Raw genomic sequence first — 25,005 nt, 5'->3', positions numbered from 1 at the left:
GCGGCTTGCCATATACGGTGAAACGGCAATTCCACGTTCGAAAAACAGTATTTGCAGTTGTATTATGACAAAGTGACAAAAGTCACTGATGGCGGCAGTGACTTTTGCAGCGGAACAGGAGGCTCTTGTTCAACTATCCGTGATTGATCATCACGTGACGGACAGCTGTATAATCTTCCAGAGCGTAGACGGACATATCCTTGCCGTAGCCTGACTGTTTCAAACCGCCATGCGGCATCTCGTTGACCAGCATGAAATGGGTGTTGATCCAAGTACAGCCATATTGAAGGCGGGCGGCGGTCTTCATGCCGCGGCCGATATCCTTGGTCCAAACGGAAGAGGCTAGGCCGTAATCGCTGTCATTCGCCCAGGTCACTGCATCCTCGACATTGGTGAAGCGGGTGACCGAGACGACAGGGCCGAAGACTTCGCGGCGGACGATCTCATCCTCCTGCGTGGCGCCGGCAACAACCGTCGGCGCGAAGAAGAAACCCTTGTCACCGGAGGTCTTGCCGCCGGTGGTGATTTCCATGTGCTTGTGCTCGGAAGCGCGGGTGACGAAGCTCTCGACCCGATCGCGCTGCCGCTTGGAAATCAGCGGGCCGATTTCGTTCTGCGTGTCGTCGGCCTGGTTGAAGCGGATGCTTGAGACAGCGGATGTCAGGTCGGAGACGAAATTGTCGTAAACCCTGGCGTCGGCATAGATACGGCAGGCGGCCGTGCAGTCCTGGCCGGCATTGTAATAACCGAAGGTGCGGATACCGGCGACGACGGCCTGGATATCGGCATCGTCGAAGACGATGACTGGCGCCTTGCCGCCAAGCTCCAGATGGGTGCGCTTGACCGTCTTGGCGGCGGCCTGCAGCACCTTCTTGCCGGTTGCGATATCGCCTGTTATCGACACCATATCGATTTTCGGATGGTTGATCAGCGCGTTGCCGACGCTCTCGCCGCGTCCGAGGATGACGTTGACAACGCCCTCGGGGAGAATGTCAGAGAGAAGCTTGGCCATCTTGAGTGCTGTCAGCGGCGTCTGTTCGGACGGCTTGAAAACGACCGTATTGCCGCCGGCGATGGCAGGCGCCAGCTTCCAGGCCATCATCATCAGCGGATAATTCCACGGCGCGATCGAACCGACTATGCCGATCGGGTCGCGGCGGATCATCGAGGTGTGGCCGGGAAGGTATTCGCCTGCGACCGGTCCATGCAGATTGCGCACTGCACCGGCAAAGAAGCGGTAGCAATCGACGATGGCTGGGATTTCGTCATTCAGCACGGCATTGATCGGTTTGCCGCAGTTCAGCGCCTCCAGCGTGGCAAAGCCCTTTGCATCCCTTTCAATGGCGTCGGCGATCTTCAAGAGATAGGCAGAGCGTTCGGACGGGGTCGTCTGTGCCCAGGTGACAAAGGCCTTTTCGGCGGCATCGACGGCAGCATCGATCTGACCGAGCGACGCTTCGGCGAGGTTCAGCACAGTTTCGCCGGTCTTCGGGTTCAGGATGTGCTCTTCCGTTTCCGTGCCGGTCTCGAAGCGCGAACCGATCAGCATTTGCGTGTCCATGGGCGTTCTCCTTGTTCGTTGGTGGAGCGAGACGGGGGCAGGAAAGCGTTTGACACTTTCCGATCCCGCTCCGGGTTATTTGCCGGCGCCGGCGATCTGATCGCCATCGCGCGTGAGGTAATAGGCTGCCAGGATTGGCAGGAAGGTGACGAGCACGACGACCATGGCGACCACATTGGTGACCGGGCGCTGGCGTGGGCGGATCAGTTCTTCGAGCATCCAGATCGGCAGGGTGGATTGCTGGCCGCCGGTGAAGGTGGTGACGATCACCTCATCGAAGGACAGGGCGAAGGCTAGCATGCCACCAGCCAGAAGCGCCGTGCCGATATTCGGCAGGATGACATGGCGGAAGGTCTGGAAGCCGTCGGCACCGAGATCCATCGAGGCCTCGATCAGCGAGCCCGACGTGCGGCGGAAACGAGCGACGGCATTGTTGTAGACGACAACGACGCAGAAGGTGGCGTGGCCTAGTACGATCGTCCAGACCGAGAAGGGGATGTCGAACAGGCTGAAGGCGGAGCGCAGCGCAATGCCGGTGATGATGCCGGGCAGCGCAATCGGCAGGATGACGAGCAGCGAGATCGCCTCGCGGCCGAAGAATTTCGTCTGGCTGACGGCGGCTGCGCAGAGCGTGCCGAGGATGAGCGCGATCGCCGTCGCAATGCAGGCAACCTGTAGAGAGAGACCAAGTGCCGACCAGACGTCCGGGCGATTCCAGGCGATGCCGAACCATTGCAGCGTCAGGCCCGGCGGCGGCCATTGATAGCTCTTCTCTTCCGTCGTGAAGGCGTAGACGAAGATCAACAGGATCGGCAGATGCAGGAAGAGCAGACCGCCGGCAGCGGCGATCTTCAAAAGCGTTGGGGAACGTTGCATGCGATCAGAGCGCATCGAAAGCCCCCATGCGTTTGGCGAGCCAGAGATAGATCGCCATGATGACGATCGGTACGACCGAGAAGGCCGCGGCGAGCGGCACATTGCCGGCGGTCCCCTGCTGCGTATAGACCGCCTGGCCGATGAAGAGGCGCGATGAGCCGATGATCTGCGGAATGATGTAGTCGCCCAAGGTCAGCGAGAAGGTGAAGATCGAACCGGCGACGATGCCGGGCAGAGCCAACGGGAAAAGTACGGTTCGGAAGGTCTGGTGCGGGGTGGCACCGAGATCGGCTGATGCCTCGATCAGGTTGCCGGGCACCCGCTCGAGTGCTGCCTGCGTCGGCAGGATCATGTAGGGCAGCCAGATATAAACGAAGACGATGAAGGTGCCGAGGTAGCTGACGGAAAGCGAATTGCCGCCGACGACTGGCAAGGCGAGGACGCCGTCGAGCAGCCAGGACAGATAGAGCTTGTCGAAGAGCCAGGTGAGGATGCCTTCCTTGGCAAGGATGAGCTTCCAGGCATAGATCTTGACGAGATAGCTCGACCAGAGCGGCAGCATGACGCCGAGATAGAAGAGAGCCTTCCATTTTCCCTGCGCATAACGCGCGGCGTAATAGGCGATCGGGAAGGCGACGATGGCCGAGGCGATCGTTACCAGCGCGGCCATCAGGATGGTTCTGACGATGATGTCGAAATTGCCGGGGTTCAAAAGCTGCGCATAGGTATCGAGGGTGAACTCGTAATTCACCATTCCCGAGAAATCGTCGATCGAGAAGAAGCTCTGCAGCAGGAGCGCGATCAGCGAGCCGACATAGATGATGCCGAGCCAGAGCAGCGGCGGTGTCAGCATCAGCAACAGGAGCAGTTTCGGGTGGCGCCAGAAATTGTCCGACAGGCGGCTGAAGAAACCGCCGCGCCGCGGCAGGATCGAGGTTTGCGGCTTGGTGATCGCCAGCGCCGTCATGCCGCGTCATCCATATAGTGCACGTCGCCCTGCTGCCAGGCGAGACGGATGGCGGTGCCGATATCAGGGATATCACTGCCGGCCGGCAGCATGACATGCAGGTGCGATCCCTTGATATCGACAGTGAGGCGGGTTGAGGCACCCAGGAAGCTGGCATTCTCGACCCTGGCTTCAATGCCGTCAGCCGCGAGGCGGATTGCTTCCGGCCGCAAACTCGCCCAGCGTTTCTCGCCGCCGAGAACCGTCATCACATCGGGAGAAATGACATTCGACGAGCCGACGAAATCGGCGACGAAGCGTGTCTTCGGGCGACGGTAGATATCCTGTGGCGTGCCGTGCTGGACGATGCCGCCATCGTTGAAGACCGCAACGCGGTCGGCCATGGAGAGCGCCTCGCCCTGATCGTGGGTGACGAAGATGAAGGTGATGCCGAGCGCGCGCTGCAGGCTCTTCAGTTCCTCCTGCATCTGCTCGCGCAGCTTCAGGTCCAGAGCTCCGAGCGGTTCGTCCAGCAGAAGCACCCGTGGCTTGTTTACGAGAGCGCGGGCCAACGCCACGCGCTGCCGCTGGCCGCCGGAGAGCTGGCCGGGGCGGCGGCTGCCATAGCCCGGCAGCTTCACGAGTTCCAGTGCCTTCTCTGCCTCCCTGATCCGCTCCGCCTTGCCGACGCCCTTGACCATCAGCCCGTAGGCGACGTTGTCGAGGATATCGAGATGCGGGAAGAGTGCGTAATCCTGGAAAACGGTATTGACGTTGCGGCGATAGGGCGGAATGCCCTCGGCGGTTTCGCCGAAGATCTCGATATGTCCCGATGTCGGCTGTTCGAAACCCGCAATCAGCCGCAGGCAGGTGGTCTTGCCGGATCCGGACGGGCCGAGCATGGCGAAGAATTCGCCGGGCACGATCTCAAGATCGACGCCATCGACGGCGCGCACTGCACCGAAATGGCGAGACACCTTCTGGAAACGGACGGCTGACGTCATGGGGGCTCCGGAGCTGTATTATCTGAGAGGCTTTGATCTTCAAAAAGACCCCGCCCCAAACCCCTCCCCACAAGGGGGAGGGGCTTAATCTGCCGCGCCCGCGCTCAAACCTTTCGGCGTTTCGGCAGGAATGCGGCGGTGCCACTCTGGCCCTTCCCCTTGTGGGGAGGGATTGGGGAAGGGGCTTTTTTACATGGATCGGCTTGGCGTCACCGCCCGCCGATCACGCCGATATAATCCGAGACCCAGCGATGATAGGGTACGCATTCGCTTTCGCTTGCGCATTTGGCGACCGGCGTCTTCCAGAACTTGATCTTGTCGAAGTGATCAAAGCCATTGGTGTTGCAGCCGGCATCGGTCAGGAGTTCGTTGCCCTTGCAGGCGGCCGGAACCGAGGGTACGGCGCCAAACCAGGCGGCGGCATCACCCTGTACTTTCGCCTTCAGGGAATGCTCCATCCACATATAGGCGCAGTTCGGATGCTCGCTGTCGGCGTGCAGCATGGTCGTGTCGGCCCAGCCGGTGACGCCCTCCTCAGGGAAGGTGGAGGCGATTTTCTGCTTGTCGGCCTGCAGCAGGTTGACCTGGAAGGGCCAGGAGCCGGAGGCGACGACGCCTTCATTCTTGAAGTCGTCGACCTGGATCATCGCATCATGCCAGTAGCGCGAGACGATCTTGCGCTGGCCACGCAGCAGATCGAGGGCAGCCTTGTACTGCTCCTCGTTGAGTTCATAAGGGTCCTTGATGCCGAGATCGGGCTTGTGCGCCATCAGATACAGAGCGGCATCGGCGATGTAGATGGGGCCGTCATAGGCCTGAACGCGGCCCTTGTTGGACTTACCATCAGGCAGGTTCTGTTCCTCGAAGACGATATTCCAGCTCGTCGGCGCCTTATCCTTGAACGTGTCGGTGTTGTACATCAGCACGTTCGGCCCCCAGAGATAGGGCACCCCGTAGTGGACGCCATTCACCGTATTCCAGGGCGCATTCTGCAGGCGTTTATCGACGGTCTTGAAGCTCGGGATGAGATCGGTGTTGATGGGCTGGACGCGTTTTCCCGCGACGAGGCGAAGCGACGCATCGCCCGAGGCAGTGACGAGGTCGAAGCCGCCTTCGTTCATCAGCGCCACCATTTCATCCGAGGTGGCGGCGGTCTTGACGGAAACCTTGCAGCCGGTTTCCTTTTCGAAATCGGTGACCCAGTCGTAATTCTTGTCGGTCTCACCGCGCTCGATATAGCCGGCCCAGGCAACGATGCTGACGGCGCCTTCACCCTTGCCCAATTCCTTCAGCGGTTCGGCAGCGACAACCTGTGTCGCAAAGCTCAGGCTCGCGAGCGCAGCAGTGCACGATTTCAGAAGATGCTTCATCGTCTGTCTCCCGGTTCGGTGCCGCTTTTGCGGCGTTTTGTTCCCGAAAGAAAAGGTGACGCGGAACGGCCGGTTTCGCAAATTCATTTATCAGAAAGGCGATATCGGAATTTCCGATATCTAGCGGGATCGCCCCGATCGCATGTTCTCGGCGATGGCCACGAAATCGCGTGCGGCCTGCGGCAGGCTGGAGCCCTTGCGCCAAACCATGCCGACCTGCACGACGGGCAGGGAGCCGGAAACATCACGGCTTTCGATACGGTCGCCTTCCAGCGACCAGGGGCGGTAGACGAGATCGGGGAGCAGCGCCACGCCTGCACCCGTCGCGACCAGGCTGCGCACGGCTTCCACCGAACGGGTGCGGAAGGCGACGTGCGGACGGGCGCCGAGTGCGGTCAACAGCTTGCCGGTATTCTCCTCGATCTCGTCAACCGTCAGCATGATCAACGGCTCGCGAGCGATGTCGGCGATGGAGATGATATCGGCAGAAACCAGCGGGTGGCCCATCGGCAGCCACAGGCGATAGGGCGAGGTTTCCAGGATCTCTGCCTGCAGGGCCATGCGATCGCGCAGATTTGAAATCACCATGACAGCGACATCCAACTCGCCGCCGACGAGCAGATGTTCCAGATAACTGCCGTTGTCCTCGATGGCGCTGACCTCGACGCCGGGGCAGGCGCGGCGATAGCGGGCGAGCAGGTCGGAAAGCACATAACCTGCGACGAGCGAGGTGACGCCGATGTTGAGCGTGCCGGAGGGTATGTTCTGCTGGCCGGAAAAGCTGGTGCGGGCATCCGAGACCGATGCCAGGATTTTCGTGGCATGCCGCAGGAACTGGTGGCCATTATGGGTGATCGAGAGTCCCCGCGGGTGACGCTCGAACAGCACGACGCCAAGGTCGTTTTCCAGTTCTTTCAGCGCTTCGGTGATCGAGGATTGGGAGATCGACAGGTTCTGCGCCGCGCGCGTGACAGAGCCCTGTTCGGCAACGGCGACAAAATACTGAATCTGGCGAAGCGTGAAGGCCATGGTATTTTAGAGCATGGGCTCAAGCGGTCTGGCAAGCTCGGGAACGGCTGGACCTTTTTTGGTATTTTGCCAATTTGAGACAAAGTCGGGCCGCCCATTTAAAGATTCGGAAACGTCATTTCCCTTAGCTTCACAGTCACTTGTATTGCGTTGGAGTTTTCAGATGGCGGAGCAGTTGGCGTGAAGGCCTTACTGCGCATATTCCGGCCTTCCCGGAAATTGGCTTTGATCATCGGTGGTAGCGCTCTGCTAGCGGGCGTTTCCGGCGGCGCTGCAGTTTATGTCGGCAAGGACAGGCTGCTGGGCGACGAGGAATCCGCCGATGGCGTGGCTTGTACCGACGTCAATCTCGTAACGATCAAGAAGCAGGACCATGTTTGGGTCCGCAAATATATCAAGACCGAGCCTGTCGACGGCGTGACGCGCATCAAGACGGCGTTGCGTGTCGCCCAGGCCGTCTATGAAACGCAGAAACCCGACCTCGTGCAGGTTGTCGTACTCGATGAAAACGGTCCGACGCTGCGTTCGGATATTCGGGGCCGGGCGATCGGCGCCGACGTGGTCTATATCGCGCATCCCGACAAGATGGTCGAAGGGCTGAATGATAAGCCCTATACGGCACGTTACTACGACGGCAAGGCGAGCGAGCAAGGCCTCTTCTATGGCGAACGCATCGACCTGCCGGACGATCAGATCGCAGCGCTGAACGCCAGCCTCAAGGATCCGGCCGATTGTATCGATCCTGTTGCCGTCGCCTCCACCAAGGGAGAGGGCAAGGCGGCAGGCGCCGTGCCGGCCAAAGAACCTGAGGAGCCGTCTGCTGAAGAGCAAGCGGCCAAGGATGCAGCCGCTCGGGCGGAAGCTGCTCCCGCAGAGGACGCGCCTGCCAAGAGCGGCCACTAGGTCCGATTGCGATCAGGCTGCCGGCCTGATATTTTCTCTTATCGAAGATACATCGCGCGCCGGCGGCTGGCCGAAGAGGCGCGCATATTCCCGAGTGAATTGTGAAGCGCTCTCATAGCCTACGGCATAGGCGACCGAGGATGCGTTTCCAGATCGGGCAATCAGCAACTGGCGGGCCTGTAGCAGACGGATACGCTTCTGGTACTGGATCGGGCTCATCGCCGTCACGGCCTTGAAATGGCGGTGAAAGGCCGAGACGCTCATGGAGGCGAAGGTGGCGAGTTTTTCGACCTCGATCGCTTCGGTGTAGTGTTCACGAACCCAGCGGATTGCGAGCCTTACTTGCGACAGGGCGCTGTCGGGTGCCGCAATATCGCGCAGCATCCAGCCCTGCGGTCCTTGAAGCACGCGATAGAGGATCTCGCGCTCATAGGCCGGGGCGAGGGCGGGAATATCCTGTGGACGCTCCATCAGCTGCAGCATTCGCAGCCATGCATTCAAAAGTTCCGGAGTCATGCGGCAAACGGAATAGCCACCGCTCTGCCCCGGCACATAGGATTGCGGTGGAATATCCAGGGATTGCGGTGGAATATCCATGAGAAGGGCCGCGACACGTGCCGGATCGAGCGAAAGGCTGACGCCGATATAGGGCCGATCGGGGCCAGCCTGCCGCACCATGCCGGTTGCCGGCATATCGACCGAGATCACGAAATAGCTGGCGGGATCATAATAATAGTCGCGGCCGGCGATCGTCAGCGTCTTGCTGCCATCGAGGATCAAATTGACCATCGGTTCATAGACGGTGCCGAGCTTGTGTTCGGGGATCTCTCCCTTGACCATCAGGATCCCGGGTATGCCGGTCTCCGTAGGACGATTTTCAGCATGGGCGGTCAAGCGGCGCAATTCACGGAGCATTGTTTCCATGTCCAAATCCTGGACCAGCACGTGATCACGCGCAAGACAAAAGCAGGAATAGGCAAGAACGAGGCAGTTTCCGGCGGAGTGTCTTCTGGCCGTTTCGCATAGCTTCCGACCATCGAAGCAAAGGAGACAGAGATGAAGATTGCAATCATCACCGGTGGAAGCCGTGGCATCGGCCAGTCAGCGGCGCAGGAATGCGCAAGACGCGGCATGGGCGTTGTCCTCACCTATAACAGCTACAAGCCGGGTGCAGATGAGGTCGTTGCCGAGATCAAGGCCAAAGGCGGTCAGGCCGTGGCTCTTGCCCTCGATGTCGGCGACGCCGACAGCTTCCCCGCTTTCGTGGAAGAGGTCAAACGGCTGCTTTCCACCTATTGGGGGCGCAGCGATTTCGACTGCCTCGTCAATAATGCCGGTTTCGGCATGTTCAATCTCATGGAGACGGTAACCAACGAGCAGTTCGACGCCCTCATGAATGTTCATTTGAAGGGACCGTTCTTCCTGACGCAGGCGCTCTTGCCGCTGATGGCGGACGGCGGCGTGATCCTGAACGTGACGAGCGCTTCCGTTCGCGTCGCAACGGCCGGCGTTGCGCCTTATGCGGCCCTCAAGTCTGGACTTGAGACGCTGACCCGTTATCAGGCGAAGGAATTCGGCGGCCGCAGGATCCGCGCCAATGCCATTTCGCCTGGCCCCATCCGCACCAATCTTGCCGACGCGGCGCTGGACAAGAATCCGGAATTTGCAGCACTGCTTGCCTCGCAGACCGCGCTTGGCCGTATCGGCGAGGCGGAAGATGTCGGCCGCGTCATCGCCATGCTTGCATCCGACGATGGCGTGTGGATCAACGCGCAGACGATCGAGGTCGCGGGCGGATATATGATCTGAGCTGAGACTGGCACACATGGCACATGCAATCGAAATAACCTCTTTTCGTTTGAAGGATGGGCTCGTCGCTCAGGATTTTCTGGCGGCCAATGCTGATGTCGAACCCTGGCTGCTCCGGCAGCCGGGCTTCCGCTCAAGGATCATGGTGGAACACGAGGATGGCACTATTACCGATATGGTGATCTGGCACACCGCGAGGCAGGCATCGGATTCCGCCAGCCGGCTCATGCGCGAGTTGGCGGATTCGCCCGTGCACGAGGTGATTGATCAAACCACCGTTTCATGGACGATTGGCTCGGTATTTCACCAGTCATCATAAACAAAGGGAGCGTCCTTTCGGCCGCTCCCTTTTTCTTATCCGGGAAATTCGGGTCTCAGTCCGCCTTGCTGCGGCGGGCCGGGAAGAGAATGACGTCGCGGATCGACGGTGCGTTGGTGAGCAGCATGATCAGGCGGTCGACGCCGATGCCGAGACCGCCGGCGGGCGGCATGCCCTGGTCGATTGCATCAAGGAATTCCTCGTCGAGCTGCTTTTCCTTCTCGCCGCGGGCATGAGCCTGTTCGAGCTGCTCCACCATGCGGCGGCGCTGTTCTTCCGGATCGTTGAGTTCGGAGAAGGCATTGCCGAGCTCCCAGGCGTTGCAATAGGTTTCGAAACGTTCGACGAGGCGCGGCTCGCCCGGCACCTCCTTGGCGAAGGGCGAGATGTCCTTCGGGAAATGCGTAACGTGCGACGGCTGGATCAGCGTCTGCTCGACCTTCTCTTCGAAGATGAAGGCCAGGCATTCGCCCCAGGTCCAGTCCTTCTCGACTGCGAAGCCGGCGGCCTTGGCGGCAGCACGGGCTTCCTCGTCGGTCTTCATCGCCAGGAAGTCGATACCAGTCACTTCCTTGACGGCGTCAGGCATCGGAACGCGCTTGAACGGACCCTTGAAGGACATGGTCTTGTCGCCGAAGGGGAATTCCGTCGTTCCGTGGATGGAGAGTGCCAGGCTCTCGAACAGCCGCTCGACGAGGTCCATGATGTCCTCGTAATCGGCATAGGCCCAGTAGCACTCCATCATGGTGAATTCCGGATTGTGCCGGGTGGAGACGCCTTCGTTGCGGAAGTTGCGGTTGATCTCGAAGACCTTGTCGGTGAGGCCCGAAACCAGCGTGCGCTTCAGGAACAGTTCCGGCGCGATGCGCAGATACATGTCGAGCTTCAGCGTGTTGTGATGCGTCTTGAACGGTTCCGCGGTGGCGCCACCATAGACCGAATGCAGCATCGGCGTTTCGACTTCCATGAAGCCGTCATTTTCCATGAAGCGACGGATGCCGGAGAGGATTTTCGAGCGCTGCTGGAAGCGCAGCTTCGATTCCTCATTGGTCATGATGTCGAGGTGACGCTTGCGGTAGCGTAGCTCGATGTCGGAGAGGCCGTGCCACTTCTCAGGCATCGGCAGAAGCGACTTGGTCAGCATCTCGATCTTCTGGGCGTTGATCGTCAGTTCACCGCGCTTGGTGCGACGCACGACACCGGTGACGCCGATGATATCGCCGATATCGATCATCGGCAGAAGCGCACGCGCTTCTTCGGGGGTCGTGTCCTTGTGACTGAAAATCTGGATCTTGCCGCCGGCGTCGTGGATGTCCATGAACATGCCGGAGTTGCGCGACGAGTAAACGCGGCCGGCGACCGTCACGACATCCTGTGTCTCGACGTCGGGTTCCAGGCTCTCGTATTTCGCGGCCAATTCGGCATTGGTCAGCGTGCGGTGGAAATGCGCCGGATAAACGTCGCCGATCTGCTCGCGCAGCAGCTTCAGCTTCTGGGCGCGCACTTCCGTTGCGTCGGAGGAAAGGGTGTTTTCGGTCTTGTTGTCAGCCATTGTCGAAATCCTCTGACTGTTCTTACTTCGAGCCGACGAGGGCGGCCACTGCCTGCGAGGCGAGCTTCAGGCGCTGGCGCACGACCGAGCGGCCGAGGATCGCCATGGAATCGAAGAGCGGCAGCGAGCGCGACGAGCCGGAAACGGCAACGAAGAGCGGTGCGACGACGACTTTCAGCTTCTTGCCCATGCGGTCGGCGATGGCGCGCAGTTCGGCCTCGATCGTCTCGACATTCCATTCCAGGATCTTTTCGAGATCCGGCTGGACGGTATTGAGGATCTCGAGGATCTCTTCCGGTGGCGACTTGATCTTGGCGAAGTCGGAGGGCTGCACGCCGAGATCGGACTTCAGCAGGAAGCCGGCGAGATCAGGCAATTCGCCGAGCTTGGAAATGCGCGTCTGCGACAAGCGAAGGCCGGCCGTCAGACGGTCGTTTTCCATCGCCCAGGTGAGTGCGCGGGCGCGGAAATCTTCTTCCGACAGCTTTTCGCGGATCCAGCGGCCGTTCAGCCAGTCGAGCTTCTGGATGTCGAAGATCGCACCGGCCTTGGAGAGGTTTTCCGGGTCGAACTTTTCTGACAGCTCATCCATGGTCAGCAGTTCTTCACCTTCGGAGATCTGGATGAAGAACAGCCCGAGGAAGTTCATCAGCGCTTCGGGGATATAGCCGAGCGCGGAATAGTAAGAGATCGAGGTCGGGTTTTTGCGCTTCGACAGCTTTGACTTGTCGGCGTTGCGCATCAGCGACAGATGCATGAACACCGGCTGGTCCCAGCCGAAATAGCGGTACAGCAGAATGTGCTTCGGCACGGACGCGAGCCACTCCTCGCCGCGCGCGACATGGGTGATCTTCATCAGATGGTCGTCGATGACGTTGGCCATGTGATAAGTGGGCATGCCATCGGCTTTGATCAGCACCTGCATGTCGACGGAATCCCACGGAATGGAAACCTCGCCGTAGACGCCGTCGGTAAAGTCGCAGGAGCCTTCGGTCGGGATCTTCATGCGGATCACGGTGGTTTCACCAGCCGCCATGCGCGAGGTGACCTCCTCTGCCTTGAGGGTCAGGCAGAGACCATCATACTTCGGCGGCTTGCCGGCAGCACGCTGGCTTTCGCGCATCTGCTCCAGTCGCTCTGGCGTGCAGAAACAGCGGAAGGCATGGCCCTTGTCCAGCAGTTCCTGGGCGTATGGCTGATACATGTCCTTGCGGTCGGACTGGCGATAGGGACCGTAGGGGCCGCCGATATCAGGGCCTTCCTTCCATTCCAGCCCGCACCACTTCAGCGCATCCAGCACCTTGGTCTCGAATTCCGGAGTCGAGCGCGTCGCGTCGGTATCCTCGATGCGCAGAATGAACTCGCCGCCGTGCTTCTTGGCAAAGAGATAGTTGAAAAGAGCGATGTAAGCGGTACCGACATGCGGCTCGCCGGTCGGCGAGGGAGCGATGCGGACGCGGACGCCGGAAGCTGTCATTTTATGTGCCCGTCAATGAATGCCGAGCGGCTTTTCAATGAAAGCGACGTTCGGCCTGGAGAATGCAGATATCTGTCGGAAATCGGCTGGAATAAGGGCATCTGCCCGCATAATCCGTCGATTATCCTGATGGTTGCGCTTAGGCCATATTCAAAAGGGCGCGTCAAGAAAAACCGCTTTCGGCGGACTTCATCCGACCTCCCGGCGGCCGCTTCGGATGGTCTGTTCTTTGAGATGAGGCTGCGGATGCATAGATGGACCTCCGCCTTACCGAGGAAGGCGGAGGTAACAATCGGGTCTGAGATGGATGGGCAGCCTTAGTGGCCGCCCTCGCGCTTTCGCCGGCGCGCGTTTCTCGCCAGCATGTTCAGCATCTCGACGAGGGCCGAGAAGGCCATGGCGGCGTAGACGTAGCCCTTCGGCACGTGGAAGCCCATGCCATCGGCGATCAGCGTCGTGCCGATCATCAGCAGGAAGGCGAGCGCCAGCATGACGATCGTCGGATTCCGCTCGATGAAATTGGCGAGCGGCGTTGCGGCGACAAGCATGACCGTGACGGCGGCGATGACGGCGATGATCATGATCGGCAGATGTGGGGTCATGCCGACGGCGGTGATGATGCTGTCCACCGAGAAGACGAGATCGAGCAGCAGGATCTGACCGATTGCCGAGGCAAAGCTCGTGCCTGTCGCGCCTGCGATGAAATTCTCCTGATGATCCTCAGGATCGACATTGTGGTGAATTTCCTTGGTGGCCTTCCAGACGAGGAAGAGACCGCCGGCAATGAGAATCAGGTCCTTCCAGGAGAAACCGTGGCCGAAAAGCTCGAAGAGCGGTTCGGTGAGCTGGACAATCCAGGCGACCGTACCAAGCAGAGCAAGACGCATGACAAGAGCAAGGGCGATACCGGTCTTGCGGGCTCTTTCCCGGTGTTCAGGCGGCAGCTTGTTGGTGAGGATGGAGATGAAGATGAGGTTGTCGATCCCGAGAACCACTTCCATTACCACGAGCGTGACAAGCGCCACCCAGGCAGCCGGGTCCTGAATGAGCGTCATGATATCCTGCATCGGCGTATTTCCCCCTTGCGTCACCTAAGGACGCGGACAATCTATCGTTACGGACCTGCCAGGCAAGCACCGCAAGGGGGTATACGAAAACCATCGGGCTTTTATTCCTTGATCGGCAACCAGATTTCCGTCACACCCATCCCCCCGTATAGGGATCGAAGCGGTCATCATAGCGTTCCAACATGTCGGGCATGCTGCCATGTTCGAGGCCCGAAGTCGGCCACCAGTTACCGAAGATCAGGTCCATCGTGGCGGGAATGCCGGAGACGTGACCGCGATGCGAGAAGACGGCGTAGCGCTGGGCCGGCAGCTTCAATGTCGCAAACTCTTCCGGCAGATCATCGGCATCGGATATCTCGGCGGCGGCCATGTAGCGGAATTTCTCGACCTCGCCGTCTATATGCGTGCAGATCCCGTAGGCGACATTGCCCTTCTGGCTCGGGATATGGCCGAAATGCTGGTTGAATGTCTGCCACAGCGAGGGGATCGCAGCGTTGCCGCCATAGGTATAGGTTTCCTGCAGGCCGGCAAAAAGCATCGGCGGGAGGCTTTCGAAACGGGGCGGTTCGAGATCGTTGAGGTTTGCGGTTTTCATCCTGACAGGCTCCATCAAAACAAGATTGCGAATGTGCCCCTGTCGTCGCACCGCGTCCGGCGTCATGCCGAACTGGTCGCGGGAGGCACGGGTGAAAGCCTCGTGCGAGCCATAGCCCGCGCCGATGGCAACCTCGAGAATGCTGGATGAGCCTGAGATGAGGGACAGCGCGGCACCGCTCAGACGCCGCGCACGGATATAGCCACTGATCGAATGGCCGGTCACCAGACCGAAGACGCGCGACAGATGATAGCGCGACAATCCGGCGGCTTCTGCGATCTCGTCGAGGCTTATATCGGTTTCGAAATGACTCTCGATGAACCATATCGCCCGTCCGATGGCGCTCATTTCCTCTCCCTTGGTTGCCGCCTTATTCCTAGTGGAAATGCGGCAGCCGGATTTGATAGCTATTGCGCAAATCCGGCGGAAAACCAATCGGCGTGGAGAAACGGATCAGGCGGGTTCGTGTTCGCGAACGCCGTAGGCCGCCATGAATACATGGATCGCGCCGCGGATGACGCGTTCGATCTCGTTGCGTGGTGGCGGGCCTTCCATAATGCCGAAGAGGCGCAGCTTGAAGAAGCTGCCGCTTGCAAGGTCGAGAAACTGCCCGGCCGCAAGATCGATATCATCGATCTTCAAGGTGCCTGCCTGCACATGCTTCTCCAGGAAGTCGTGCATGATGGTGCGCAGGTTCTGCGGACCCTTGAAGAAGCGCTGACAGAGAAGGGGCATGCGCTCACGCACGCCGAGCACGGTGCGCATGGCATCAATGACCTTGTCTTCGGTCATATGGATGACGAAGGTCATCCCGAATTCGTACAGGCCGGCCTCGACATCGTCGTGTTCCGCAAGGACCGTGCGCACAGCCGCGACGAAGGCGGCGCGCTCGGTCTCGACCATGGCGTGGAAGAGTTCTTCCTTGTTGGCGAAGTAGACATAGAGCGTTCCCTTGGAAACGCCGGCCTCGCGGGTCACATCGTTCATGCTGGCCGCATCGAAGCCCATCTTCATGAACACGCGCCGGGCACCATCAAGGATTTGCTGGCGCTTGGCGGGATCCTCACCCGCAGCAAAGCGGCCCCCCGGATTGGGTGGGCTGAATACGGCGGTATCCTCGGGCTTCAGTGTCATGTCTCCTTAACCGTCTTGGCGAATTCGTGTTTTCTTTTAGAGAAATCGAACCGATTGGTTCTATGCATCTTGATATGATGTCAAAAACCCTTTATGTCAACTGAACCGAACCGTTCAGTTCGATTATTTTACTCCAGATCGGTAGCCGTTAATGTCGACCAACCAGAAAAGCAACGTCGCGCGCATTGTCAGCGAAAATGCCGGCGCCGAAGAGGTGAAAGCGGAAATCGCAGCTCCCGCCGAAGCCCCGAAGGCAGAGGCACCGCAGACGGCTCCTGCGCAGTCCGCGCCTGCTGTCGCACCTGCACCGGCTGCTCCAAAAAAGCGCCGCAGCTTCGTACTGCCCGTCGTCGTACTGGCGCTACTCGGCGGTGCCGGCTGGTACGGCTACGACTGGTGGACCAACGGCCGCTTCATGGTGTCGACGGACGACGCCTATATCGAGGGTGATATCGCGACGATCTCGCCGAAGGTTACCGGCTATGTCGCGAAGGTGAATGTTGTCGCCAACCAGGAAGTCAAGGCAGGCGACGTTCTCGCTACCCTTGATAACGGCGACTACCAGAACGCCCTCGATCAGGCCAATGCTCAGATCGAAACCGAGCAATTGTCGCTCAGCCGCATCGATGCGCAGATCGAAGGCGCCAAGGCGAGCCTCGTGCAGGCCCAGGCGCAGAAGACTGCCCTCGAAGCCACTGTGCGCGGCGCGGAAATCAAGCAGAAGCGTCAGAGCGACCTGCAGGCGAAGTCGGTCGGCACCACCGCAGATCTCGATGATGCGAATACGGCTCTCGATCAGGCGAAGGCAAATCTTGCCGGCGGCGATGCGAATATCGTTGCTGCCCAGGCCAACATTGCCATCCTCGAAGCCCAGCGCAAGGAAGCCGAGGGTTCTGTCCGCACGTTGGAAATCCAGCGCGACAAGGCCGCCCGCGACCTCTCCTTCACCGTACTGAAGGCGCCCTATGACGGCGTTGTCGGTAACCGTTCGGTTCAGGAAGGCGATCTCGTCTCGCCCGGCCAGCGGCTCATGGCGCTGGTGCCGACCCGTCAGCTCTATATCGACGCCAACTTCAAGGAAACGCAGATCCAGCATCTCGTGCCCGGTTCGAAGGTGAACGTCCATGTCGACGCCTACAGCGATTACCCTGTCGTCGGCACCGTCGAATCGATCTCGCCGGCTTCCGGTTCGGTCTTCTCGATGCTGCCGCCGGAAAACGCGACGGGCAACTTTACCAAGATCATCCAGCGGGTGCCGGTTCGTATCGCCCTGCCACAGGATGCGCTTGACAGCGGCCGCCTGCGCGCCGGTCTCAGCGTCGTCGTCGACGTAGACACACGCACGGCGCCGGTGAAGTAAGCCCCTAGGGCGGAGGTAGTCCCATGGCCGGGAGTGCGACAGCAGCGGTAGGGTCGATCCCGGCAGCGCACGCGCATGCCGCAGATCGCATGGATCCGAGGAAGCTTATCGCCTTCTTCGCGATGGTGCTCGGCATGTTTATGTCGATCCTCGACATCCAGATTGTCTCTGCCTCGCTGGCCGAAATCCAGGCAGGCCTTTCTGCCGGTACGGACGAGGTCGCTTGGGTGCAGACGGCTTACCTGATAGCAGAAGTCATCATGATCCCGCTCTCGGGCACGTTGGCGCGCATCATCTCGACGCGATATCTCTTCGCCATCTCTGCCGCCGGTTTCACCATGGCGAGCGCTTTGGCCGCAACGGCGACGAATATCGACCAGATGATCGTCTACCGTGCCATTCAGGGCTTCATCGGCGGCGGCATGATCCCCTCGGTCTTCGCGGCCGCCTTCACGATCTTCCCGCCGTCGAAGCGTTCGATCGTCTCGCCGATCATCGGTCTCATCGCCACGCTTGCGCCGACCATCGGCCCGACAGTCGGCGGTTACCTGAGCCACGCCTTCTCCTGGCACTGGCTGTTTCTGGTCAACATCGTGCCCGGTATCATCGTCACGATCGTCACCTGGAACTTTATCGATTTCGACAAGCCGGAACTGTCGCTCTTCAAGAAGTTCGACTGGTACGGGCTGTTTGCCATGGGCATCTTTCTCGGCTCGCTGGAATATGTGCTTGAGGAAGGCAATTCGAACGACTGGTTCAACGACAGCTACATCGTCGCAGGTGCCGTTGCCTCGGTCGGCGCCTGCATCGTCTTCTTTTACCGCGCCTTCACGGTGGAATTCCCGGTCGTCGATCTGACGGCCTTCGCCAACCGAAATTTTTCCTTCGGCTCGGTCTTTTCCTTCGTCATGGGTATCGGCCTTTACGGACTCACCTATATCTATCCGGTCTATCTTGGCCGTATCCGCGGCTACGATTCGCAGATGATCGGCGAGACGATGTTCGTGTCGGGTCTTGCGATGTTCTTCACCGCGCCGATTGCCGGCCGGCTGTCGACCAAGCTCGATCTGCGTTTCATGATGGCGATCGGCTTCGTGAGCTTTGCGGCGGGCACCTACATCATGACGCATCTGACGCAGGACTGGGACTTCTACGAGCTCTTCATCCCACAGATCCTGCGCGGTTTCGGCCTGATGATGTGCATGGTGCCGATCAACAACATCGCGCTCGGCACCCTGCCGCCGCAGCGTATCCGCGGCGCTTCCGGCCTCTTCAATCTGACGCGTAACCTCGGCGGTGCCGTTGGTCTTGCAGTCATCAATACCGTGCTCACCACCCGCCAGGACGTGCATTACGAGCGGCTGCGCGAAAACGTCCATTGGGGCAATACGGCCGCGATCGACCAGATGAACAACATGACCGCCAACTTCAACAATTGGGGTTTGGATGGCGCCGACGTCGCGGTCAAGCAGATGGTTGGCTTGGCCACCAAACAGGCGATGATCCTTTCCTTCAGCGATATCTTCCTGATGCTGACGGTGCTTTTTCTGGCGATGATCCTTGGCGTCGTCATGATCAAGAAACCCGCGCCGCAAGGCGGCGGGGGAGGCGGTGGCGGCCACTGACCTCCGGCCGTCATTGCAAGAAGGCCCTCTTCGGAGGGCCTTTTTCCTTTTAACATGAGTGGTTTCTCTGTTCCTTCAGCGAGGGTGTTTTCCAGCTCACGTATTTTTTGATTTACGTACATCAAAATTAGCGCTAATGGTCTCGTCAGGAGGAATGATGAGGCCAACCGTTCATGATATCGCCGCTGCGGCGGGTGTCAGTCTCGCGACCGTGGACCGGGTTCTGAACCAGCGGCCGGGCGTGCGCCACGTGACGCGGGAGAAGGTGGAGACAGCCATCCGCGATCTCGGCTATGTGCGCGACGTGGCGGCTGCAAACCTTGCCAAGGGCCGCGTCTATCCGCTGACCTTCATCCTGCCCGCCAGCGACAACTCCTTCATGCACGGTCTGAATGCCGAGATCCGCGCGGCGATCGCGCGCTCGGCTATCGAGCGTACGGATATCCGCATCGTCGAAGTGCCTGCCTTCGATCCGCAGGCGCTGGTGCGCGAGCTGGAAACAGTAGATGCCGAAAAGCCTGCCGGGGTGGCGCTTGTTGCCACGGATGCGCCCGATGTGCGTGCTGCCGTGGACCGGCTGGTTCATGACGGCATTCCGGTCGTCACTCTCGTTTCCGATCTGACGGGATCGCTGCGTCATCATTATGCCGGCGTCGACAACATCGCCGCGGGGCGCACCGCTGCGCGTCTACTCGGCCGCTTCCTTGGCGGCGCGAAGGGCGAGATCGCCGTTCTGGCCGGCTCCATGCTGGTGCGCGACCATCGCGAGCGCCTGGAGGGCTTTGCATCTGTCATGGCGCAGGAGTTTCCGGCGCTGCATCTGCTGCCGGTGCTCGAAGGTCGGGACGATCCTGAAGTCGCCCATATGTTGATTGCCGATGCGCTCGGCAAGAACGATGGCATTATCGGCATCTACAGCCTGGGCGCCGGTAATCGCGGCCTTATTCGGGCACTAAAGGAAAAGGCGGCAGACAGGTCGCTGACGGTGATTGCCCATGAATTGACGGCGCACACGCGCGCAGCTCTTCTCGATGGCACTATCGACGCAATCCTCAATCAGGATGCCGGCCATGAGGTGCGCAGCGCGATCCGTGTTCTCAAGGCAAAGGCGGACGGGCTTGCGGTCATCGACGCGCAGGAGCGCATCCGCCTCGACATATTCCTGAAAGACAACCTGCCGTAACGGCAAAGGGAGAAATACTACATGTATCTGGGTCTCGATCTCGGAACTTCGGGCGTCAAGGCGATGCTGATCGACGGCGATCAGAAGATCATCGGCTCCGCCAATGGTTCGCTCGACGTCTCGCGCCCGCATTCCGGCTGGTCCGAACAGGAACCGGCCCATTGGGTACGCGCTACCGAAGAAGCTGTCGCCGGCCTCAAAGCCAAACACCCGAAGGAGCTTGCCGCGGTGAAGGGCATCGGCCTTTCCGGCCAGATGCACGGCGCAACCCTGCTTGACGCCTCCGACAAGGTGCTGCGCCCCTGCATCCTGTGGAACGACACGCGTTCCTATGTCGAGGCGGCCGCGCTCGATGCCGATCCGCGCTTCCGCAAGCTGAGCGGCAATATCGTTTTCCCCGGCTTCACCGCACCGAAGCTTGCCTGGGTCGCCAAGAACGAGCCCGAGATCTTCGCCAAGGTTGCCAAGGTCCTGCTGCCGAAGGACTATCTGCGTCTCTGGCTAACGGGTGAACATATTTCGGAAATGTCGGACTCGGCCGGGACGTCCTGGCTGGATACCGGCAAGCGCAAGTGGTCGTCCGAACTGCTGGCTGCCACTAATCTCGATGAGAAGCAGATGCCGACGCTGATCGAAGGCACGGAGCAGGCCGGCAAGCTGCGCGCCGAACTCGCCTCGGCCTGGGGTATTTCGGGCGATGTCGTCGTTGCCGGTGGCGCCGGCGACAATGCGGCTTCGGCCTGCGGCATGGGCACGGTCAGCGATGGTGCGGCCTTTGTTTCGCTCGGCACGTCAGGCGTTCTTTTTGCCGCCAACGCCGCCTACCTGCCGAAGCCGGAAAGCGCCGTGCATGCCTTCTGCCATGCGCTGCCGAACACTTGGCATCAGATGGGCGTCATCCTGTCGGCGACCGATGCACTGAACTGGCATTCTTCGGTCACCGGCAAGTCGGCCGCCGATCTCACCGGCGAACTCGGCGAAAGCCTGAAGGCGCCGACCGGCGTGACCTTCCTGCCTTACCTCTCAGGCGAGCGCACGCCGTATAATGATCCGGTCATCCGTGGCGCCTTTATCGGCCTCGAGCATGAAAGCAGCCGCTCAGTGCTGACCCAGGCAGTGCTGGAGGGCGTGTCCTTCGCGATCCGCGACAATCTGGAAGCCCTGCGTTCGGCCGGCACGGATATTTCCCGTGTCACGGCGATCGGCGGCGGTTCGCGCTCGCGCTATTGGTTGGCCTCGATTGCGACCGCGCTCGGCGTTCCCGTCGACCTGCCGGCAGACGGCGATTTCGGCGCCGCCTTCGGTGCTGCTCGCCTCGGCCTCATTGCCGCAATGGGTGCCGATCCGGTTGCCGTCTGCACACCGCCGGTCACGGCTGGCACGATCGAACCGGTTGCGGCACTCTCGGGCGCCTATGAAGATGCCTACAAGCGCTACCGCGCGACCTATCCGGCGATCAAGTCGCTGGCGCATTGAGAAGCTGAGCCGATGGCCCCCTCATCCGCCTGCCCCGAAGGTCCGGATGAGGGGGGCGCACGGTACTGACGATAAGACTGAACGACAAACCCAAGGAGAACCCCAATGAGCACCGGATTTTTCGGCGATATCCAGAAAGTGAAGTACGAAGGCCCTGACAGCACCAACCCGCTGGCTTTCCGCCACTACCAGCCGGATGAAATCGTTCTTGGCAAGCGCATGGAAGACCATCTGCGTTTTGCCGTCGCCTACTGGCACACCTTCACCTGGCCGGGCGGCGACCCCTTCGGCGGTCAGACCTTCCTGCGTCCGTGGTTCGAAGACACGATGAAGGCCGCAAAGCTGAAGGCTGACGTCGCTTTCGAATTCTTCTCACTGCTCGGCGCGCCCTATTACTGCTTCCATGACGCCGACGTTCGTCCGGAAGGCAAGAACTTTGCCGAAAACACCAGGAATCTGAACGAGATCGTCGATTACTTCGCCGAGAAGCAGGCGGCTACCGGCACCAAGCTGCTTTGGGGCACGGCGAACCTCTTCTCCAACCGCCGCTATATGTCGGGTGCTGCCACCAACCCGGATCCGGACGTCTTTGCTTTCGCCGCCGCGACGGTGAAGACCTGCATCGACGCCACGCAGAAGCTCGGCGGCGAGAACTACGTTCTGTGGGGCGGCCGCGAAGGTTATGAAACGCTGCTCAACACCGACATCGGCCGCGAACTCGACCAGCTCGGCCGCTTCCTCAACCTCGTTGTCGAGTACAAGCATAAGATCGGCTACAAGGGTACGATCCTCATCGAGCCGAAGCCGCAGGAGCCGACCAAACACCAGTACGACTACGACGTCGCGACCGTCTACGGCTTCCTTAAGAAGCACGGCCTCGAAAACGAAGTGAAGCTCAACATCGAGCAGGGCCATGCGATCCTCGCAGGCCATTCCTTCGAGCATGAGCTGGCGCTCGCAAACGCGCTCGGCATTTTCGGCTCGATCGACATGAACCGCAACGACTACCAGTCCGGCTGGGATACCGACCAGTTCCCGAACAATGTTCCGGAAATGGCTCTGGCCTATTACTACGTCCTGGCGGGCGGCGGCTTCAAGACGGGCGGTACCAACTTCGATTCGAAGCTGCGCCGTCAGTCGCTCGATCCGGCAGACCTGCTGATCGGCCATATCGGTGGCATGGATTGCTGTGCCCGCGGCCTGAAGGCTGCTGCCAAGATGCTCGAAGACAAGGCTCTGTCGCAGCCGCTCGCAGACCGCTATGCCGGCTGGAATTCGGCCGAAGGCCAGAAGCTCTTCCGCGGCGAATATTCGCTGGATGAGATCACGCAGTGGGTCGAAAGCAAGGACGTCAACCCGCAGCCGAAGTCCGGCAAGCAGGAGCTGCTCGAAAATATCGTCAACCGCTACGTTTGATCGGCGGTTTTGATTATTTGAAGAGCCGGGGAGCGAAAGCTTCCCGGCTTTTTCATTTGCGAAGGCGAACGTTGGCTAGTTGTACTGGTCGGGCAGAGGGAAATCTGGGATGCCATCAGCGGCGATGGAGAAAACGCTTGGGGCGCTTCATGACGGACGATCGCAAACTGCATTGGGAAAATGTCTATTCGACCAAAGGCGAGGCTGATGTCAGCTGGTTTCAGGAATGCCCTGCGCCTTCTCTCGATCTGATTCATTTCGTTAAGGCAAAACGATCTGACGCTATCGTCGATGTCGGCGGCGGCGCTTCAAGGCTGGTTGACGGCCTTCTTGCTGAAGGGTTCGTCGATGTGACTGTGCTCGATCTCTCGGCGGCTGCGCTCAATGCGGCGCAAAAGCGTCTCGGCGCCAAGGCTGACGAGGTGACGTGGATTGCCGGCGACGCCACTCTTTGGGAGCCGCCGCAGGCCTATGATATCTGGCACGATCGCGCAGCCTTCCATTTTCTGACCGATGCGGCTGAACAAGCGGCCTACATCGAGCGACTGAAACGCGCGCTGAACATCGGCGGCTCTCTGATTATGGGAACTTTCGCCCTTGATGGGCCGGAAAAGTGCAGCGGTCTGCCAGTTGCGCGCCATAGTTCGGACAGTCTGCTGGAACTGTTGGGAGCAGGTTTCGAGCTGATCGACAGCCGCCGCCACGATCATTCGACACCTTGGGACAGCGTGCAGAGATTTCAATTCAGCACGTTCAGGCGAATTGCATGATCGCAGAGGAACCCTGGAAGTTTCAAAGTTGTGATTCGATCGCGGCCTTGTCTATGACCGACCAGACGGTTTCGATCTTTTCATCCAGGAACTCGTAGAAGACGTTTTCGGCGAACTGCACCCTCCTGCCGTTGATTGGAAGACCGAACAGCTCGCCCTTCGGGGTGCAGTTGAACTGCAAACGGCTTGCCACACGCGGCGGCTCGCAGATTAGCAGTTGAATGTCGAAGAAGAGATCGGGGATAGCGCGAAAATCGTCTTTGAGCATCTCCCGATAGCCAGACAGGCCGATGGGCTTGCCATTGTAGCGAACACGCTCGTGGACGAAGTTTCCCAGATTATCCCAATCCTGGCCGTTCAGGCAGGCAATGTAACCTCGGTATCTGTCGGCCAGCAGATCTCGTGACATTTCGGTTGCCTCGTCTTTACAAAGGAGTCCGTCGCCAAATTAGGACAGCATTGAGTTCGGGCAATAGCAAATCATTGGCAGCGGCTTCGAGCCTACCGCTTCTGCCAGTTGCGCGGCGGCGCAGAGACGGAATTACGCACAACGAGATCCGGCCGCAGCAGGATTTCCGTTTCGGCCGGTCGGCCGTTGGAGAGAAGCTCAAGGAGCAGCGCCATGGCTTGTTTGCCGATCGCTGTGCGCGGCTGGCGAATGGTCGTCAGCGACGGGCTCATGAAAACGGCTTGTGGCACGTCGTCAAAGCCGGTCACGGAAAAGTCCTGCGGGATATTGTAACCGCGGGCATTGAGGCCGATCATGACGCCGATCGCTGTCTGGTCGTTGACGCACATGAAGGCGGTGGGGAGCGTATCGCGCATGAAGAGTTGCTCCACGGCGTGGCGGCCGCTCTCGATCGTGCCGTCGCCTTCCAGCACGATACGCGTGTCTTTCGGCACGCCGGCGGCGTCGAGACCGGCGTCATAGCCTTGCCGGCGGCGGCTGTAGGCGAGGCGGGTGCGGGAATCGCCGATAAAGGCGATCTTGCGGTGTCCTTCGGCCAGGAGCAGGTCAACGGCTTTCCTTGCGCCCTCGATATCGTCAACGCCGACATAGGGGATGCCACCATTGAATACAGGTTCGAATACGCCGACGCTCGGCGGCAGTTGCGCCGTCACAGTCTGATGACCGAAGGGCAGGATGCCGGTGAAAAGGATGAGTCCCGCCGCCTGGTTGGAACTGAAGAATTTCAGATATTCGAGGCCGCGCTGCGCATCGTTCTGCGTATGGCCGATGAGGATACCATAGCCATGGGCACGAGCCTCATTCTCCAAGCCGATCAGGATGTTGGAAAAGTTAGGGTCGCCGATATCGGGCGCCACCACAAGGATCATATTGGAACGGCCGAGCCGCAGGCTGCGCGCCATGGCATTGGTCGTATAACCGGTGATGGCGATTGCCTGGTTGACCTTCAGCCGTGTGGAATTGGCCACCTTTTCGGGCATGTGGATTGCCCGCGAGACCGTCGCGATGGAAACCTCGGCGATCCGGGCGACGTCTTCGATTGTTGCGGGCGTGGAATTCGACAC

At 60.0% G+C, this 25,005-nt stretch carries 22 protein-coding genes and 1 pseudogene; 9 read left to right on the top strand and 14 right to left on the bottom strand.

What is annotated here, in order from left to right; all coding sequences use genetic code 11:
* Positions 1 to 133: 133 nt before the first annotated feature.
* The 6 genes from ACK9YZ_RS18265 to ACK9YZ_RS18240 all read right to left on the bottom strand — a co-directional run bounded on the left by ACK9YZ_RS18265 (position 134) and on the right by ACK9YZ_RS18240 (position 6,786).
* Entirely contained in the window at positions 134 to 1,561 is a 1,428-nt protein-coding gene (locus ACK9YZ_RS18265) for a gamma-aminobutyraldehyde dehydrogenase (protein WP_216755990.1), read from the bottom strand.
* A gap of 75 nt (positions 1,562 to 1,636) precedes the next feature.
* Complete coding sequence (locus ACK9YZ_RS18260) at positions 1,637 to 2,452, bottom strand: ABC transporter permease (RefSeq protein WP_216755989.1); 816 nt, start codon at positions 2,450 to 2,452, stop codon at positions 1,637 to 1,639.
* Positions 2,442 to 3,404 (bottom strand): ABC transporter permease, encoded by a 963-nt coding sequence (locus ACK9YZ_RS18255; RefSeq protein ID WP_216755988.1) that lies wholly within the window; start codon positions 3,402 to 3,404, stop codon positions 2,442 to 2,444. Before ACK9YZ_RS18255 ends, ACK9YZ_RS18260 begins: the two co-directional genes overlap by 11 nt.
* On the bottom strand, positions 3,401 to 4,387 hold the full coding sequence (locus ACK9YZ_RS18250; RefSeq protein WP_216755987.1) for an ABC transporter ATP-binding protein: 987 nt from the start codon (positions 4,385 to 4,387) through the stop codon (positions 3,401 to 3,403). The genes ACK9YZ_RS18255 and ACK9YZ_RS18250 overlap by 4 nt, the downstream gene beginning before the upstream one ends.
* Positions 4,388 to 4,596: 209 nt before the next feature.
* Complete coding sequence (locus ACK9YZ_RS18245) at positions 4,597 to 5,757, bottom strand: ABC transporter substrate-binding protein (RefSeq protein ID WP_416064741.1); 1,161 nt, start codon at positions 5,755 to 5,757, stop codon at positions 4,597 to 4,599.
* Positions 5,758 to 5,877: 120 nt separating this feature from the next.
* Complete coding sequence (locus ACK9YZ_RS18240; RefSeq protein ID WP_416064740.1) at positions 5,878 to 6,786, bottom strand: LysR family transcriptional regulator; 909 nt, start codon at positions 6,784 to 6,786, stop codon at positions 5,878 to 5,880.
* Positions 6,787 to 6,966: 180 nt separating this feature from the next.
* Here ACK9YZ_RS18240 and ACK9YZ_RS18235 point away from each other — a divergent pair, with 180 nt between their 5' ends.
* Positions 6,967 to 7,689: a hypothetical protein gene (locus tag ACK9YZ_RS18235; RefSeq protein WP_216755984.1), complete on the top strand. Its 723-nt coding sequence runs from the start codon at positions 6,967 to 6,969 to the stop codon at positions 7,687 to 7,689.
* 12 nt (positions 7,690 to 7,701) lie between these two features.
* Here the strand turns inward: ACK9YZ_RS18235 and ACK9YZ_RS18230 are convergent, their stop codons facing one another.
* Complete coding sequence (locus ACK9YZ_RS18230) at positions 7,702 to 8,613, bottom strand: AraC family transcriptional regulator (RefSeq protein ID WP_216755983.1); 912 nt, start codon at positions 8,611 to 8,613, stop codon at positions 7,702 to 7,704.
* Between the two features lie 132 nt (positions 8,614 to 8,745).
* On the opposite strand from ACK9YZ_RS18230, the gene ACK9YZ_RS18225 reads away from it, so the two are divergent.
* Both ACK9YZ_RS18225 and ACK9YZ_RS18220 read left to right on the top strand, forming a co-directional pair.
* Positions 8,746 to 9,498, top strand: a complete 753-nt coding sequence (locus tag ACK9YZ_RS18225; protein WP_416064739.1) for an SDR family NAD(P)-dependent oxidoreductase — start codon at positions 8,746 to 8,748, stop codon at positions 9,496 to 9,498.
* Between the two features lie 16 nt (positions 9,499 to 9,514).
* Complete coding sequence (locus ACK9YZ_RS18220) at positions 9,515 to 9,817, top strand: hypothetical protein (RefSeq protein ID WP_216755981.1); 303 nt, start codon at positions 9,515 to 9,517, stop codon at positions 9,815 to 9,817.
* Between the two features lie 55 nt (positions 9,818 to 9,872).
* On the opposite strand, the gene lysS is transcribed toward ACK9YZ_RS18220, so the two are convergent.
* The 5 genes and pseudogenes from lysS to ACK9YZ_RS18195 form a co-directional block, all read right to left on the bottom strand.
* A complete protein-coding gene (lysS, locus tag ACK9YZ_RS18215; protein WP_416064738.1) occupies positions 9,873 to 11,369 on the bottom strand; it encodes a lysine--tRNA ligase in 1,497 nt (498 codons plus the stop codon).
* 22 nt (positions 11,370 to 11,391) lie between these two features.
* Positions 11,392 to 12,846, bottom strand: a complete 1,455-nt coding sequence (gltX, locus tag ACK9YZ_RS18210) for a glutamate--tRNA ligase (RefSeq protein WP_416064737.1) — start codon at positions 12,844 to 12,846, stop codon at positions 11,392 to 11,394.
* A gap of 317 nt (positions 12,847 to 13,163) precedes the next feature.
* A complete protein-coding gene (locus ACK9YZ_RS18205) occupies positions 13,164 to 13,913 on the bottom strand; it encodes a TerC family protein (RefSeq protein ID WP_216755978.1) in 750 nt (249 codons plus the stop codon).
* Between the two features lie 101 nt (positions 13,914 to 14,014).
* Positions 14,015 to 14,856, bottom strand: a pseudogene (locus ACK9YZ_RS18200) (GyrI-like domain-containing protein).
* Between the two features lie 105 nt (positions 14,857 to 14,961).
* Positions 14,962 to 15,642, bottom strand: coding sequence for a TetR/AcrR family transcriptional regulator (locus ACK9YZ_RS18195; protein WP_216755977.1), 681 nt, complete (start codon positions 15,640 to 15,642; stop codon positions 14,962 to 14,964).
* A 151-nt stretch (positions 15,643 to 15,793) separates the two neighbouring features.
* Between ACK9YZ_RS18195 and ACK9YZ_RS18190 the strand changes: the two genes are divergently transcribed.
* From ACK9YZ_RS18190 to ACK9YZ_RS18165, 6 genes are all read left to right on the top strand, one after another.
* On the top strand, positions 15,794 to 17,002 hold the full coding sequence (locus ACK9YZ_RS18190; RefSeq protein ID WP_416064736.1) for an HlyD family secretion protein: 1,209 nt from the start codon (positions 15,794 to 15,796) through the stop codon (positions 17,000 to 17,002).
* Between the two features lie 23 nt (positions 17,003 to 17,025).
* Positions 17,026 to 18,627 carry a DHA2 family efflux MFS transporter permease subunit gene (locus tag ACK9YZ_RS18185; RefSeq protein ID WP_416064735.1) on the top strand — a complete coding sequence of 534 codons (1,602 nt, stop codon included), beginning with the start codon at positions 17,026 to 17,028 and terminating at the stop codon, positions 18,625 to 18,627.
* Between the two features lie 157 nt (positions 18,628 to 18,784).
* On the top strand, positions 18,785 to 19,810 hold the full coding sequence (locus tag ACK9YZ_RS18180; RefSeq protein ID WP_216755974.1) for a LacI family DNA-binding transcriptional regulator: 1,026 nt from the start codon (positions 18,785 to 18,787) through the stop codon (positions 19,808 to 19,810).
* A gap of 21 nt (positions 19,811 to 19,831) precedes the next feature.
* A complete protein-coding gene (gene xylB, locus ACK9YZ_RS18175; RefSeq protein WP_416064734.1) occupies positions 19,832 to 21,286 on the top strand; it encodes a xylulokinase in 1,455 nt (484 codons plus the stop codon).
* Between the two features lie 105 nt (positions 21,287 to 21,391).
* Positions 21,392 to 22,702, top strand: coding sequence for a xylose isomerase (xylA, locus tag ACK9YZ_RS18170; RefSeq protein WP_216755972.1), 1,311 nt, complete (start codon positions 21,392 to 21,394; stop codon positions 22,700 to 22,702).
* Positions 22,703 to 22,851: 149 nt separating this feature from the next.
* Positions 22,852 to 23,472: a class I SAM-dependent methyltransferase gene (locus tag ACK9YZ_RS18165; RefSeq protein WP_416066767.1), complete on the top strand. Its 621-nt coding sequence runs from the start codon at positions 22,852 to 22,854 to the stop codon at positions 23,470 to 23,472.
* 22 nt (positions 23,473 to 23,494) lie between these two features.
* On the opposite strand, the gene ACK9YZ_RS18160 is transcribed toward ACK9YZ_RS18165, so the two are convergent.
* Both ACK9YZ_RS18160 and ACK9YZ_RS18155 read right to left on the bottom strand, forming a co-directional pair.
* Positions 23,495 to 23,881: an ester cyclase gene (locus tag ACK9YZ_RS18160; RefSeq protein WP_416064733.1), complete on the bottom strand. Its 387-nt coding sequence runs from the start codon at positions 23,879 to 23,881 to the stop codon at positions 23,495 to 23,497.
* A gap of 92 nt (positions 23,882 to 23,973) precedes the next feature.
* Positions 23,974 to 25,005, bottom strand: a complete 1,032-nt coding sequence (locus ACK9YZ_RS18155) for a LacI family DNA-binding transcriptional regulator (RefSeq protein ID WP_216755969.1) — start codon at positions 25,003 to 25,005, stop codon at positions 23,974 to 23,976.

This window comes from Rhizobium sp. ZK1 (assembly GCF_047782645.1).
Classification (GTDB): domain Bacteria; phylum Pseudomonadota; class Alphaproteobacteria; order Rhizobiales; family Rhizobiaceae; genus Rhizobium.
Note: the sequence above shows the minus strand (reverse complement) of the source record. Positions and strands in the feature narration are given on the sequence as shown.